The 15304-nt window shown below is 61.3% G+C and carries 12 protein-coding genes; 8 read left to right on the top strand and 4 right to left on the bottom strand.

Going from position 1 to position 15304, the window contains the following annotated elements:
- The coding region (locus AC3WN7_RS27760) for a VCBS domain-containing protein (protein WP_492575425.1) at positions 1-1798 on the bottom strand (1798 nt) is incomplete at its 3' end.
- A gap of 89 nt (positions 1799-1887) precedes the next feature.
- On the bottom strand, positions 1888-2175 hold the full coding sequence (locus tag AC3WN7_RS27755; RefSeq protein ID WP_102675751.1) for a PilZ domain-containing protein: 288 nt from the start codon (positions 2173-2175) through the stop codon (positions 1888-1890).
- A gap of 204 nt (positions 2176-2379) precedes the next feature.
- Here AC3WN7_RS27755 and AC3WN7_RS27750 point away from each other — a divergent pair, with 204 nt between their 5' ends.
- The 3 genes from AC3WN7_RS27750 (at position 2380) to AC3WN7_RS27740 (ending at position 6349) form a co-directional block, all read left to right on the top strand.
- Positions 2380-3045 carry a LuxR C-terminal-related transcriptional regulator gene (locus AC3WN7_RS27750; protein ID WP_102675750.1) on the top strand — a complete coding sequence of 222 codons (666 nt, stop codon included), beginning with the start codon at positions 2380-2382 and terminating at the stop codon, positions 3043-3045.
- Positions 3046-3282: 237 nt separating this feature from the next.
- Entirely contained in the window at positions 3283-5091 is a 1809-nt protein-coding gene (locus tag AC3WN7_RS27745) for a monovalent cation:proton antiporter-2 (CPA2) family protein (RefSeq protein WP_102675749.1), read from the top strand.
- Positions 5092-5251: 160 nt separating this feature from the next.
- A complete protein-coding gene (locus AC3WN7_RS27740; RefSeq protein WP_102675748.1) occupies positions 5252-6349 on the top strand; it encodes a DNA alkylation repair protein in 1098 nt (365 codons plus the stop codon).
- 132 nt (positions 6350-6481) lie between these two features.
- On the opposite strand, the gene AC3WN7_RS27735 is transcribed toward AC3WN7_RS27740, so the two are convergent.
- Entirely contained in the window at positions 6482-7369 is an 888-nt protein-coding gene (locus AC3WN7_RS27735; RefSeq protein ID WP_102675747.1) for a LysR family transcriptional regulator, read from the bottom strand.
- A 132-nt stretch (positions 7370-7501) separates the two neighbouring features.
- On the opposite strand from AC3WN7_RS27735, the gene AC3WN7_RS27730 reads away from it, so the two are divergent.
- Together AC3WN7_RS27730 and AC3WN7_RS27725 are read left to right on the top strand one after the other, a co-directional pair.
- Positions 7502-9148, top strand: coding sequence for a GMC family oxidoreductase (locus AC3WN7_RS27730; RefSeq protein ID WP_102675746.1), 1647 nt, complete (start codon positions 7502-7504; stop codon positions 9146-9148).
- A 214-nt stretch (positions 9149-9362) separates the two neighbouring features.
- Positions 9363-10985, top strand: coding sequence for an MFS transporter (locus AC3WN7_RS27725; protein WP_102675745.1), 1623 nt, complete (start codon positions 9363-9365; stop codon positions 10983-10985).
- A 54-nt stretch (positions 10986-11039) separates the two neighbouring features.
- On the opposite strand, the gene AC3WN7_RS27720 is transcribed toward AC3WN7_RS27725, so the two are convergent.
- A complete protein-coding gene (locus AC3WN7_RS27720; protein WP_102675744.1) occupies positions 11040-11408 on the bottom strand; it encodes a DUF427 domain-containing protein in 369 nt (122 codons plus the stop codon).
- 258 nt (positions 11409-11666) lie between these two features.
- Here AC3WN7_RS27720 and AC3WN7_RS27715 point away from each other — a divergent pair, with 258 nt between their 5' ends.
- From AC3WN7_RS27715 to AC3WN7_RS27705, 3 genes are all read left to right on the top strand, one after another.
- The gene (locus AC3WN7_RS27715; RefSeq protein ID WP_256585807.1) at positions 11667-13613 is read left to right on the top strand and encodes a DNA topoisomerase III; all 1947 of its coding nucleotides are present in this window, start codon (positions 11667-11669) and stop codon (positions 13611-13613) included.
- Between the two features lie 179 nt (positions 13614-13792).
- Positions 13793-14296 (top strand): GNAT family N-acetyltransferase, encoded by a 504-nt coding sequence (locus tag AC3WN7_RS27710; protein WP_102675742.1) that lies wholly within the window; start codon positions 13793-13795, stop codon positions 14294-14296.
- A 523-nt stretch (positions 14297-14819) separates the two neighbouring features.
- On the top strand, positions 14820-15149 hold the full coding sequence (locus AC3WN7_RS27705; RefSeq protein WP_033047536.1) for a hypothetical protein: 330 nt from the start codon (positions 14820-14822) through the stop codon (positions 15147-15149).
- Positions 15150-15304 lie beyond the last annotated feature (155 nt).

The raw sequence follows: 15304 nt of genomic DNA, 5'->3' as shown, positions 1-15304 counted from the left end.
TGAGGGTGCCGTCGGCACTGCTCACCGCGAAGGTGTCGGTGTAGGTGGTACCGGCGGCGAACTCGTTGTGGGCGGAGTCGGCGACGTAGGTCCAGGCACCGCCGGTGCCGATGGAGAACTGGCCGTAGCTGCCGGCGGTGTTGGACTGCACCTGGAAGCTTTGCGGGCTGTCAATATCGCTAATGGTCAAGCTGCCGCCGGTGGTTAGCGGAGCATTGGTTTCGCTCAGCGTAACGCTGGCCGAGGACAGCACGGCGGCGTCGTTGCTGCCGGTGACGGTGATAGTCACCAGTTGGGTGTCGACACCGCCGAGGCCATCGCTGACCTGCACGCTGAACACTTCGTTGTGACTCTCGCCCGCCTTCAGTGACTGCACCGCACTGGCAACGCCATCGGTGCCGTTGGCCAGCGTGTAGGTCCACTGGCCGCTGTTGTCGACGGCGATCGAGCCGTAGGTGCCGGTTGGCGAGCCATTGATGCTCCAGGTCGCCGTCGCGTCGTGATCGATGTCGGCCGAGCTGAACTGGCCGCTGACGCTGAGCTTGATGTCTTCCTGCACCGCACCGGCATCATTGCCCGTCGCGAAACTGAGCACCGGCGCGTCATTGCTGCCGGTCAGGGTGATCGTCACATCCTTGGTCACCGTCGCCCCGAAGTCGTCGGTCAGCGTCACCGTGAACACTTCAGTCTTGGTCTGGCCCTCGGCCAGGTACTGCGCCGCGCTGTTGTTCAGCGTATAGGTCCAGCCCACGCTGCCCGCCGCGTCGCCCGTGCTCTCGTCGTTCACAGTGGCCACCAGCGTGCCCAGCGCACCGGCCGGCGCGCTCACGGTGGCCACATGGGCGTCATCGGCCAGGTCCACGTCGCCGAAGGCGAAGCTGCCGCTGGCCACCGTGGTGCCGTCTTCGGTCACCGCACCGCCTTCGATTTCTGCCGCCGTCACCGTTGGCGCGTCATTGGTGCCGGTGATGGTGATAGTCACATTCTGCGTTACCGTCGAACCATGACCATCGCTGATGGTGACCAGGTAGGTTTCGGTAACTGTCTGTCCCTGGGCCAGGTACTGCGCCGCCCCATTGCTCAGGTTGTACGTCCATTGCACCGAACCGTTGGCCGCGTTCGCGGCTTCGCTTACCGGCGAGAGCACGAACGTACCAAGATGAGTAGCGTTGCCCGCCGCCGGTGCGAACGTCGCCATGTGCGTGTCACTCAGGTCGACGTCGTTAAAGACAATGGTGCCGCTGGCCGTCAGCGAGTCGGTCGCGCTCGCAGTGGTGTCGGCGTCTTCGGTCACCATGCCGGCCTGCGTCTCGAGGTTGACGGTCACCCCATCATTCATGCCCGAGAACTGCACTGTCGCGGTGGCCCAACTGAGCGTGCCGTTGCCCAGACGCATCGCATAGGTAAAGCTGTCCGTCAGGACCTCGCCAGCAGCAAGCGCCTGGAGTTGTGCCTTGAAAGCAGGGGTGAAAGTAGCGGCGTCGTAGCCGACCTTGCCGTCCAGGGTGATCCAGATCTTTGCACCATTCACACTGGTGTCAGAACTCGTCGCCTCAGCCCTCGACGTATCCTGGGTCAGGAGGTCGGCCGGAGCATAAGCCTTGGTGGCAGTAGAAAGACTGTCCGCGTTGTCGAGTGACCAGAGTGTCTTCGCGTTACCGCCGAGGTCATTGGACATGACGTCCCAATACACGACCCCCAGCAGATTTTCAGTGGTGGTAAAGACGTCATCCTTCGCCTGTGGCGTGTTGGAAAACGAGGTAACGGTTCCGCCGCTGGTAGTGGTGGTGCTAGCCATGTCTTTCTCCCAAGAATGTCACTCAGAGCAAAAAACCGCTGTGGGCCGCCAACAGCCGCAAGCCGATTCTTGCTCACTCCACAAACACTTCACTCCACCGCTACCAGCCGGCTGGCCAGTAGCTTCACGCCCACCCCGGCCCTGCCGCCCAGCGGCTCAATGCGCACGATTTGTCCTTGCGCCCTGAACTTCATGGGGCCGCCGGGAGTGTCGAGCTCGATCTCGAAGTCAATCAAGCTACCCACCTGCTGCTCGCTATCGGTTTCGAAATACAAACCGGAGGCGCTGATGTCACGGGTGACACCGCTGCCCCCGCCGATCAGTTGCAGCGACAGGGTGACTTGTTCACGGGGCTCAATGCGGTGTGTGTCTTTCATGTCGGCAGTCTAAAAACCACCGCTGTTTATTACATGAGCGCGCTATCCCTTTTTTTCTGGGAGTCAATCACCCATCAAAACAGTGTTTTACGGGACAAATGTCATGGGAGGGGGGGGACTGCAGCGCTATTGAAAACACTAAGGACTGCAACGATTGCTATCATGATCAGCTAACACAACCCGCCTAAAGGGGCAGCGACACGCATGCCAATTCAAGTTCTGTTAGTAGCTCTACCGCTCGTGGCCTGGGGCCTTGAGCGTCTGGTGGAAAGCGCTCGACCAAGATTGGCGCTGGCGGGTTCGGTGTCGTCGGTGGCGCAATACCTGCTTTCGCCGCACCAATACGCGCCGGATGTGGTGGTGCTGGACCTGGACAGCGAGGACTGTATCGAGTCGCTGGCCGACTTGCACAACCAGACCAAAGCCAGGATTCTGGTCGTGACCGGGTCGAGCGACGTGGCGCTGCATGACAGTGCGGTGCTGGCGGGCGCACGTGGCGTGGTGGATAAGCGGGAGTCGGCCTCCGCATCAACATTGCTCAAAGCCATAGAAAAAGTGCATGACGGCGAACTCTGGATTGACCGCAATGCCACCAGCCGTATCTTTCTTGAACTGGCGCGCAAGAAAGCCGAGCGCGAAATAGACCCGGAGCAACAAAAAATCGCCAAGCTAACGCGCCGCGAGCAGCAAACCATTGCATCGCTGGCCCGCGACCCCTCAGCGCCAGGCAAGTTGGTGGCCGAGAAACTGCACATCAGCGAGCACACGCTGCGCAACCATTTGACATCGATCTACAGCAAGCTAGGCCTGACAAACCGCGTAGATCTGTACGCTTATGCACACAAGCATGGGCTGTCCACTGGCGACTGAGGACTGCGGCAACACCGCGGGGGGTGTTCCCGCAGCCTGACCTTGCCCCGAAACTCCAGCACAGGTCATTCGCCGATTCTTTCCGGATTTATGAGAACCCGATCACCCCCCAGCTCCTGCGAGGCCGGCAAGATTCGCCATCAATCTCCATGACAGACCACTCCCGCAGTGGATCTTCACAGAACCCAACCTTTATCCTTGACACCCCCCGCTGCCCCGAGTCCTGGAATTTCGCCCATGCCCCATGAAAGCAACCTGCTACAAGCCGCTGTCGTGTTCCTGATGGCGGCCGTGCTCATCGTTCCGTTAGCCAAGCGTCTGCAACTGGGGGCGGTCCTGGGCTATCTGTTCGCCGGGGTGATCATCGGCCCGTCGGTGCTGGGGTTGATCGACAACCCGCAAAGCGTCGCAAACATTTCCGAACTGGGCGTGGTGTTGCTGCTGTTCATCATCGGCCTGGAGCTGTCGCCGCGACGCTTGTGGGTGATGCGCAAATCAGTGTTCGGCGTGGGTCTGGCGCAAGTGTTGCTGACCGGCACGGTGATTGGCGTGGTGGCTTTGTGGTTGTTTGGCCAGCCGTTGAACACCGCGATCGTCCTCGGCCTGGGCCTGGCGCTGTCATCCACGGCGTTCGGCCTGCAAAGCCTGGCTGAACGCAAGGAATTGACCAGCCCCCACGGGCGATTGGCGTTCGCAATCCTGTTGTTCCAGGACATCGCCGCGATCCCCTTGATTGCCATGGTGCCGTTGCTGGCCGGTGGCGATCACAGCACCAGCGTCAGCGAAAACCTGAACCATGGCCTGCAAGTGCTGGCCAGCATCGCCGTGGTGGTGATCGGCGGGCGTTACCTGCTGCGGCCGGTGTTCCGCGTGGTGACCAAGACCGCGTTGCCGGAGGTCTCCACCGCCACTGCGTTACTGGTGGTGATCGGCACGGCCTGGTTGATGGAACTGGTGGGTATTTCCATGGCCCTTGGCGCCTTCCTCGCCGGCCTGCTGTTGGCGGACTCCGAGTATCGCCATGAACTGGAAGCCCAGATCGAACCGTTCAAGGGCCTGCTGCTGGGGTTGTTTTTCATCAGCGTCGGCATGGGCGCGAACCTGAGCCTGTTGCTGAGCATGCCGGTCGCGGTGCTGGGCCTGACCCTGCTGCTGATCGCGATCAAACTGCCGCTGCTGTTTATTGTCGGTCGCCTGGCCGGAGGCTTGAAGAACGTCAGTGCGATCCGCCTGGGTATCGTGTTGGCGGCCGGTGGTGAATTTGCCTTTGTGGTGTTCAAGATCGGTCGCGACCATGGGCTGTTCGCCGCCGGGCTGTATGACTTGCTGGTGTTGACCATCACCCTGTCCATGGCCGTGACGCCGCTGTTGCTGCTGGTTTGCGCACGCCTGGTCAGCCCGAAAGTGCAACCGGTGGAAGTACCGGAGAAGTTCCGTGAAATCGACACCGACGCACCACGGGTGGTGATCGCCGGGATGGGCCGCATGGGCCAGATCGTTGCGCGGATTCTGCGCGCGCAGAACATCAAGTTCGTGGCCCTGGACACCTCGGTGGAAACCATCGAACTGTCCCGCAGCTTCGGTGGCGTGCCGGTGTTCTACGGCGACCCGATGCGCCCGGAAATCCTCAGTGCGGCCAAGGTCGGCGAAGCCGAGTTTTTTGTGATCGCCACCGACGACCCGGACACCAACATCAAGACCGCCGAGTTGGTGCGCAAGCTCTATCCGCATATGAACATCATCGCCCGCGCCCGTAACCGTCAGCATGTGCACCGGCTGATGGACGTCGGTGCTCACGCCGTGCGCGAGACCTTTTTTTCGAGCCTGGAAATGAGCCGGCAAACCCTGATCGGCCTGGGATTGACCCAGGCCCAGGCCGATGCGCGGATCAAGCGCTTCAAGCAGCACGACGAAGTGGTGCTCGAAGCCCAGCACGCGGTGTATGACGACGCGGTGAAAGTGCTGCAGACGGCGCAGGAAGCGCGGGCGGAACTGGCCAGGTTGTTCGAGTCGGATCACCTGCAGGAGCAAGCGGGCAAGAAATGAGGTGGACTTGAGGGCCCCTTCGCGAGCAAGCCCGCTCCCACCAGGGGTCTCTGCCAGGCTCAATATTTGTGAGCACCTCAGATCCAGTGTGGGAGCGGGCTTGCTCGCGAAGAACGCTAACGCGGTGTGACGGAATAACCACAACTTCAAAGGAACCACCATGGCTGACCAACCTGCCCCCGCCCTCAAGGAAATCTTCAACACCGAGCGCCTAAAGCACATCGCCACAGAGATGACGGCGGTGTACCCCGATTTTGACGGCAAGAAATTCCTCAAGCTGGCGCAATCCGGTCTGGCAGACCTCAGCGTCATGCAGCGCATGGCCCGGGTCAGCGAATGCCTGCACGCGGTGTTGCCGCTGGACTATGAAGCATCGCTGCAGGTGCTGCGCGCCCTCGCCCCGCGCCTGAACAGCGGTTTCGTCAGCATGTGCCTGCCGCACTACGTCGCCCGCTACGGCGCCCATGCGTTCGAGCAGTCGATGGACGCGCTGAAGTACTTCACCGCTTTCGGCTCTTCGGAATTCGCGATCCGCTATTTTTTGCGCAGCGACCTCGAACGTTCGCTCGAGCTAATGCACGACTGGTCACTGGATGACAACGAGCACGTACGACGCCTGGCCAGTGAAGGCTGCCGGCCACGCCTGCCCTGGTCATTCCGCCTGGAACCCGTCCAGGCCGACCCGACACTCGCCGCAAAAATCCTCGACAACCTCAAGGCCGACACCAGCCTGTACGTGCGCAAATCCGTGGCCAACCACCTCAACGACATCACCAAGGACCACCCCGGCTGGGTGCTGGACCTGATCGAAGGCTGGTCGCTGGACAACCGGCACACCGCATGGATCGCCAGGCACGCCCTGCGCAGCCTGATCAAACAGGGCAACCAGCGGGCACTGGCGATCATCGGAGCGGGCGGCAAGCCTGAAGTCGAGATCGTCGATGTGAAAGTCGAACCGCCGGTGATTGGCCTGGGAGAAAAGATCACCCTGTCGTTTGCCATCAGATCCACGGTAGAAAGCAGCCAGCGCCTGGTGATCGACTACGCCATCGATTACGTCAAGGCCAACGGCAGCACCTCGGCCAAGGTGTTCAAGCTCAAGGCGCTGACACTGCCCGGCAACGCCAGCGAAGCCGTCAGCCGTGGGCAGCAGATCAAGGAGCTGACAACACGCCGGCATTATGCGGGGCGCCATGCGGTGCATGTCATGGTCAACGGCGAAAGGCTGGCCAGCACGGCGTTCGAGATTGTTGCTTAAACCTCAAGATGGATATTGGATGTTCCGCCGCCTTCGCGGGCAAGCCCGCTCCCACAGGTATCTCGGGTGTACACAACACTTGCGTACGACATGAACCACTGTGGGAGCGGGCTTGCCCGCGATGGCGTCAGGTCAGCCACCCAGTAGCAACCCCTGCTCCCGCTCACACAACTCCACCACATAATCCCAAAGCACCCGCAACCGCACCGACTTGTGCAACTCCCGACGAGTGCTGATCCAGTAACTGCGCTGGATGCTTTCATCCGGCAACAGCGGCACCAGCCCCGGATCGGCACTGGCCATGTAGCACGGCAACACCGCGATCCCCAGGCCCGAGCGCGCAGCCTGCTGCTGGGCGATCACGCTGGTGCTGTGAAACACCACCTGCGGGTTGCGGCAGAAGCTGTTGAGGAACATCAATTCCTGGCTGAACAGCAAGTCGTCGACATAGCCGATCCACGCATGACGCCCCAGGTCCTCACGACTGCGCAACGGCGGCGAATGATCGAGGTACTCCTGGCTGGCATATAACGCCAGGCGATAGTCAGTGAGTTTGCGGGTGACCAGCATGTCGGCGGCCGGGCGCTCAAGGTGGATGCTGATTTCCGCCTCGCGGTTGAGGATGCTGACAAACCGCGGCACCGCCACCAGTTCCACTTCCAGCCCCGGATAGCGCTCGAACAAGCCGTTCATGCGACTGGCAAGGAACATGATGCCCAGGCCTTCGGTCACCCCGACGCGGATCTTGCCCAGCGGCGCGGTGGATTGGGTGATTTCCTCCTGGGCCAGCAGCGCCACGTTCTCCATCGCCTCGGCGTGTTTAAGCAACGCCTCGCCCGCCGGGGTCATCTCATAGCCCTGGGCATGCTGAACGAACAACGCCGTACCGAGGCTCTTTTCGATGGCCTCGATGTGCCGCGCCACGGTGGCATGGGTGGTGTTCAGGCGGCGGGCGGCCGTCAGCAAACGCCCGCTGCGCTGCAATTCGAGAAAAAACCGCAGGTCATTCCAGTCGAACATGAATCGTCCTTGTTCTTTGCCGTTCGGGATGCTGTTTAAAAACGCACAGCGGCTGCGCAAAAACTAACATTCTTTTGACGAAAGCTAACAACTAGGATGACAGACAACAAGAACAACAAAACGAGGTCAGGGATGCAGCCTTCCGTTGATGAATACGACTACATCGTGGTCGGGGCCGGCCCAGCCGGGTGTCTGCTGGCCAATCGACTGTCGGCCAACCCGCAACATCGCGTGTTGTTGCTCGAAGCCGGCGGCCGCGACAACTATGCGTGGATTCACATCCCCGTGGGTTACCTGTACTGCATCGGCAACCCGCGCACCGACTGGTGCTTCAAGACCGAAGCGCAACCCGGCCTGCAAGGTCGCGCCCTGAGCTATCCGCGCGGCAAGGTACTGGGCGGCTGCTCATCCATCAACGGCATGATCTACATGCGCGGCCAGGCCGGTGACTACGACCGCTGGGCCGCCGACGGCAACCCCGGCTGGAGCTGGCAAGACGTGTTGCCGCTGTTCAAGCAGAGTGAAAACCACTTCGCCGGCGCCGCCGAATTTCACGGCGACGCGGGTGAATGGCGAGTCGAACGCCAGCGCCTGTCGTGGCCGATTCTCGACGCCTTCCGCAGTGCCGCCGAACAAAGCGGCATCGCCAGCATCGATGACTTCAACCAGGGCGACAACGAAGGTTGCGGCTATTTCCAGGTCAATCAGAAGGCCGGCATCCGCTGGAACGCGGCCAAGGCGTTTCTCAAACCGATTCGCCAACGCTCCAATCTCACGGTGCTGACCGGTGTCGAAGTCGACCGCGTGCGGCTGGACAATGGCCGCGCCTCTGCCGTCAGCGCCCGCTGGCAAGGCGAGGTGAAGACCTTCAAGGCGCGCAAGGAGATCGTCCTCTGTGCCGGCTCGGTCGGGTCGCCAGGCATCCTGCAACGCTCCGGCATCGGCCCGCGTCCACTGCTGGAACGGCTGGGGATTGGCGTCGCCCATGAACTGCCCGGTGTCGGCGGCAATCTGCAGGATCACCTGCAACTGCGGCTGATCTACCAGCTGGAAAATGCCCGCACCCTGAACCAGATGGCCGGCAGCCTGTGGGGCAAGCTGGGCATGGGCCTGCGCTACCTGTATGACCGCAGCGGCCCGCTGTCCATGGCGCCGAGCCAGTTGGGCGCCTTTGCCCGCTCGGGGCCAGAACAGACTTCAGCCAACCTCGAATACCACGTGCAGCCGCTGTCGCTGGAGCGCTTTGGCGAACCGCTGCATGGGTTCCCGGCGTTCACCGCATCGGTCTGCGATCTACGCCCGCAAAGCCGTGGCCGGGTCGATATCCGCTCGGCTGATCCGCAACAAGCCCCACTGATCCAGCCCAATTACCTGAGCCACCCGGAAGACCTGCGGATCGCCGCCGACGCCATTCGCCTGACCCGACGCATCGTCGCCGCGCCGGCCCTGCGCGCCTTCAATCCAGTGGAATACCTGCCCGGCGCCAGTCTTCAAAGCGAGGAACAACTGCACGAAGCCGCCGCGCGCATCGGCACCACGATCTTCCACCCCGTGGGCACCTGCCGCATGGGCAATGACGCCGACGCCGTGGTCGATGCGCAACTCAAGGTCCATGGCATCCCCGGCTTGCGTATAGCCGATGCCTCGATCATGCCGCGCATCACCTCGGGCAACACCTGCTCGCCGACGCTGATGATTGCCGAGAAGGCGGCACAACTGATCCTCAACTCCGCCACAAGGAGCACCACACCGACAATGGAACTGATCGCACACCTCTGAATCCTGCGCGCCCCCTGTAGGAGCGAGCTTGCTCGCGATGGTCGTCAACGATAACGCTGTAAACCTGACACCCACGTGCGCTCTCAGGTTCATCGCGAGCAAGCTCGCTCCTACAAGTAACGAGTACGCCCGATACATCGCAACAGCGGCACCAGCCCTCAAGACTGGCGCCGACAGTGGAACAACAAAAACAATCACTGTGAGGGATACCGGTATGTCAGAAAATGTTCAAACCCTGGAAGCCGTGCGCAGCGCGGGCACCAGCCAGGAAACCCAAAAAGTCATCTTCGCCTCGTCCCTCGGGACCGTCTTCGAGTGGTACGACTTTTTCCTCTATGGCGCCCTTGCGGCAGTCATCAGCAAACAGTTTTTCGCCGGGGTCAACGACACCACCGCGTTCATCTTTGCGCTGATGGCCTTCGCCGCCGGCTTCATCGTCCGGCCGTTCGGCGCGCTGGTGTTCGGCCGGTTGGGGGACATGATCGGGCGCAAATACACCTTCCTCGCCACCATCGTCCTCATGGGCCTGGCGACGTTCTGTGTCGGGCTGCTGCCGACCTACGCCAGCATCGGCATCGCCGCGCCGATCATCCTGGTGGTGCTGCGCATGCTCCAGGGCCTGGCCCTGGGCGGCGAATACGGTGGCGCCGCGACCTATGTCGCCGAGCACGCGCCCATGGGCAAGCGTGGCTTCCACACCAGCTGGATTCAATCCACCGCGACCCTGGGCCTGCTGCTCTCGCTGCTGGTGGTGCTGGGCTGCCGCTACTTCACCGGTGACCAGTTCGAAGTCTGGGGCTGGCGCATTCCGTTCCTGTTTTCCATCGTGCTGCTGGGTATCTCGACCTGGATTCGCCTGAGCCTGCACGAGTCGCCGGCCTTCGTGAAAATGAAAGAGGAAGGCAAGTTGTGCAAACAGCCGATTCGCGACTCCTTCGGCAAATGGGAAAACCTCAAGGTGGTGCTGATCGCATTGTTCAGCATCAATGCCGGGCAAGCGGTGACCTTCTACGCCGCGCAATTCTATGTACTGTTCTTCCTCACCCAGTTCCTGAAAATGGACCCGGCGGTGGCCAACGGCTTGCTGATTGTCAGCGTGACCATTGGCGCCCCTTTCTTCATTTTCTTTGGCTGGCTGTCGGACAAGGTCGGGCGCAAGCCAGTGCTGATGATCGGCCTGCTGCTGGCCACCGCGCTGTACTTCCCGATCTTCAAGACCCTGGCCCACTACGCCAACCCGGCCATCGACCAGGCCAGCCGCCAGGCACCGATCACCGTGATGGCCGACCCGGCCACCTGCACCTTCCAGTTCGACCCGGTGGGCAAGGCGAAATTCGACAGCCCCTGCGACAAGGTCAAGACCTTCCTGGTCAAGCAGGGCCTGCCCTACCAGAGCGCAGCGGCCCCGGCCGGCAGTGACGTGCAGGTAAGCGTCGGTGACGTGAAGATCGATGGCTTCGACGAAGCCGCCTTGCGCGGTGCCGTGTCCCTCGCCGGCTACCCGCAACAGGCGGACATGCAGCAGATCAACAAACCGATGATCGTGGCGCTGATTGTCGCGCTGATCATCATCTCGGCCATGTGCTACGGCCCGCTGGCGGCGTTGATGGTCGAACTGTTCCCGACCCGCATTCGCTATACCTCGATGTCCCTGCCCTACCACATCGGCAACGGCTGGTTCGGCGGCTTCCTGCCGACGGTGTCGTTCGCGCTGGTGGTGTACACCGGGGACATCTTCTACGGGCTGTGGTATCCGGTGGTGATCACCGGGGTGAGCCTGGTGGTGGGGATGATTTGCCTGCGTGAGACGCGTAACGTGGACCTCGACAAGAACTGAGGTTATGCCTGCCGACGAGGGAGCTGGCTCCCTCGTCGCGGCGATCAACCCCGATCAGACCTCGGCGTCAAGCAACTCGAACTTCACCTGATCCGGGTAGAACGCCACGTATTCGCGTATCTGCTGCACCGATATCTTGGGGTTCTCATAACTCCACACCGCATTGGCACTCTCATGCCCCGGCACCTGCAAACTGAAATAACTCGCATCGCCCTTGTACGGGCAATAGCTGGTGTGGTCGGTGCGGGCGAAATATTTCTCGTCGATATCCTCCCGCGGCACGTAGTACACCGGCGGGTAGTTGGCCTCCAGCAACACCAGGGCCCGCGCCGAGGCGGCTACTTGAATACCGTGAAACCTCACCAGCAGACAGCCAGGCTGCTCGGCGATGGTGATGACAGGACTAGGACCGGAGCTTTTCATGGAATACGTTCCTCATGACGGTGATGGACCTGCAAATCGATGATGTGGGAGCGTGGCTTGCCCGCGATGGGCTGCGCAGCAGCCCCAAAACCTGAGACCACGGTTTATCAGGTATAACCCAAGTTTTACCCTCGCGACGGCTTCGCAGCCGAACGGGAGCGACACATCAGGCTGTACATCCATACAGATAAAGATTGCTCCATCGTCCATCAAGCGCCATTCTGTGCACCCCTGACACATAGATCGACGATGGTGGTTATGCGGCTGTACCTCTGTGAAAAACCTTCCCAGGCCAAAGACATTGCGGCCGTCCTCGGCGCCCGGCGCCGGGGCGATGGCTGTTGGCTGGGAACAGACGTCACGGTGACCTGGTGCATCGGCCACCTGCTGGAGACCGCACCGCCGGATGCCTACGACGCGCGCTACAAGCGCTGGGTGCTGGCCGACCTGCCGATCATTCCCGAAAAGTGGAAAATGACCGTCAAGCCGCGCACCGCCAGCCAGTACAAGGCGGTCAAGCGCCTGCTCGGTGAGGCGAGCGAACTGATCATTGCCACGGACGCCGACCGTGAGGGCGAGATGATCGCCCGGGAACTGGTGGAGCATTGCCGCTATCGCGGGCCGATCCGCCGCCTCTGGTTGTCGGCCCTGGATGATGCGTCCATCCGCAAGGCCCTCGCGGCACTGAAACCGGGCAACGAGACGTTCAGCCTCTATCACTCGGCCCTGGGGCGTTCCCGGGCCGACTGGCTGATCGGCATGAACATGAGCCGGCTGTTCACCTTGCTGGGGCGCCAGTCCGGCTATCAAGGCGTGCTGCCGGTGGGCCGGGTGCAAACGCCGACCTTGCGCCTGGTAGTGGATCGCGATCGCAGCATTGCCGACTTTGTGCCCGTCCCCTATTGGGCCATCGATGTGCAACTGCTGCACAACGGCACCGCATTCACGGCGCAATGGCGCGCGGCATCCGAGGTTTGCGACGATCAGGACCGTTGCCTGAATCAGGCGCTGGCCCAACAAGCAGCAGACGCCATGCGCGGCGCGGCCAGTGCGCGGGTGATCAAGTTGCGCACCGAACGGATGCGCGAAGTGGCCCCGCTGCCGTTCGACCTGGGCACCCTGCAGGAGGTCTGCTCAAAGAAACTCGGCCTCGGCGCCCAGGAAACCCTCGACATTGCCCAGGCGCTTTACGAAACCTACAAGGTCATCACCTATCCGCGCAGCGATTGCGGCTACTTGCCCCTCAGCCAGCACAGCGAGGCACCGGCCATTCTGGCGGCGCTGCGCCAGGCCGACCCGGCGTTGAACGCCTTGCACGATCACCTCGATCCGCAACGGCGCTCACGGGCCTGGAACGATGCCAAGGTCAGCGCTCACCACGGCATCATCCCCACCGCGGCGGCGAAGAACCTCGACAAACTGGCGGGCAAGCAGCGCGCGGTCTACACACTGATCCGCGCGCGGTATCTGGCGCAGTTCCTGCCCAATCACGAATACGACCGCACCCAGGCCGACTTCGATTGCGCAGGTTTTGCCTTGCGCGCTGTCGGCAAGCAGATCATCGAGCAGGGCTGGAAACGCGCCCTGCCCGAGGCACTGGCTGCGACCAAGGGACGCGAAGCTCCAGCGCCACAGACACTGCCCAACCTGGCCGAAGGCATCGATTGCGCAGTGGCCGGCGTGCAACTCAAGGACCTCTGGACGCAACCGCCAAAGCCGTTCACCGAAGGCGATCTGATCAAGGCCATGAAGAACGTCGCCAAACTGGTGGAAGACCCGCTGCTCAAGCAAAAGCTCAAGGACACCACCGGCATCGGCACCGAAGCGACCCGTGCGTCGATCATCCAGGGCCTGCTCGACCGTGGTTATCTGGTCAAGAACGGCAAGGCCCTGGCCGCCACGCCGGCTGCGTTCAGCCTGATCGACGCCGTGCCGCGGGCCATTGCCGACCCGGGCACCACGGCGATCTGGGAACAGGCCCTGGACATGGTGCAAAGCGGTGAAATGAGTCTTGAAGAGTTCGTCACCAAACAGGCGGCGTGGATGAGCAAGCAGGTCAGCCGTTGCGCCGGACTGAGCCTGACCATCAGCGGTCCGCCGCCTAACGGATCCGCCGCAGCCCCCTGGAAGAAAAAACGCAAGAACGCCCCGCGCAAACCCGCGAGCGGCACCAGGCGCAGGGCAAAACCGGCAGTCAAAACGTAAACCTTGTGGCGAGGGAGCTTGCTCCCGCTGGACTGCGCAGCAGGCCCTGTTTGTGGTTTTTGGGGCCGCTTTGCGACCCAACGGGACGGTGCGGCGATCCGACAAGCTCCCTCGCCACAGATCGCGCGACGCCGACCATAATCAAATGTGTCCCCTGGCCGATCGGGAGCCACCCCCGTATGTCTTCGATAGCACTGCACGCCGCCCAACGCGACGAACTGGAAACCATCGAAAACCTGATGCAGTTCTACACCTACGACTTCAGCGAATGGTTGCCGCTAAAGCTGGGTGAATCCGGATTCTTCAACATCCTGCCCATGCCGGAGTACTGGCGACACCCGGCCACCCGCCCTTTCCTGATCAAGGTCGATGGGGAACTGGCCGGCTTCGTGACCGTGGATAACCGGACTCATCTCGCCGGTGCCGACTACAACATCGGCTATCTGTTTGTCAGTCGACGCTTTCGTGGCCGGGGTGTCGCGCGATTTGTCGTTTCCACCCTCTTGAGTCAATTCCCCGGTCAATGGCAGATTTTCCATCTCGAGGCGAATCAGCCGGCACGCCTGTTCTGGGCCACCGTGATGCCGGGGCTCGGCGTTGGCGGGCTCGCCTTGCATCAGCAGCGGGTAGACGGTCATCCCTGCACTTTTTACCGCTTTGAGTGTCCGCCTTTGTCGTCCTGACCGACACACCCTCGCCTCCCCTCGCTAATTCCGAACAGCTTTGTCCGACAATATGTAGTGACTGAAAATAATCACTACAAAACCGTTGACGCCTCCGTTTTGCCCTTGCATGATGCAGACGTCTCCCCGATCGGGAGTACAGGCAACACGTTTGAGCAAGCTCGTCTGACCGCCGAGCTGTTTTTCCCGGATACACGCTGCCCACAAGGCAGATTGAAGAAGCTGACCTGGCCTGAACGTCCAGTACAAGGGCGAGAAGTCTTGGCGAGCAATCCTCATGATGCTTGTGGCCGACCCTGAAAATGTCGGCAGTGGCCTTAAGGTTTTCGCCGCTTCTCTTCGTTGTGACGCTATTGCGTAGCAGTTATTCAACACGACTACATGCAACAGACGCAGGACCCCGCCCGATAAGGCGGTCGAACGCTGACGTCCTGGTTTCGGTGCCAGGGATCAACTAACCGATGGGCTACCTGTATTAGCGAATCAACTTTGAAAGATCACCAATTGGTCAAGGGGCTTTATGATGAATCTGAACAATCAACCAACTATCGATGAACTGGCTCGTATGTTCGCTGCAAAGAAAGACAGCCACGACAGCCATATTCTCTGGATCAGCAAATGTGGCCAGGTTCATATCGACCCCCTGTCGCCGCACGCCCATGAAGCAGAGTTCGACCAGAACAACCAGAACCTGCTCGCCCGACTGAAGATGTACCGTCGCGGCCAGGGCTATGTCGGCAAGAAGGCCGCGGCCGACAAGGACTTCATCGGTAATGTTCTGCAAACCCTGAAACAGGCCTGGGCCTCGATGCAGAATCAGAACGAAGTTCGGGTGATTGACCGGTTCTACTAATTGAATGAGTCGTCACTGACTTATTGAGAAACAGGGCCTGCTCCCAATAAGGAGCAGGCTTTTTATGCTTTAACGAAGATCATCTGTGGGAGCGGGCTTGCTCGCGAAGGCGGTGTGTCAGATAACACTATGTCAACTGATACACCGCCTTCGCG

The organism is Pseudomonas sp. FW305-70 (genome assembly GCF_058783925.1).
This window is presented reverse-complemented; position numbering and strand designations above follow the sequence as displayed.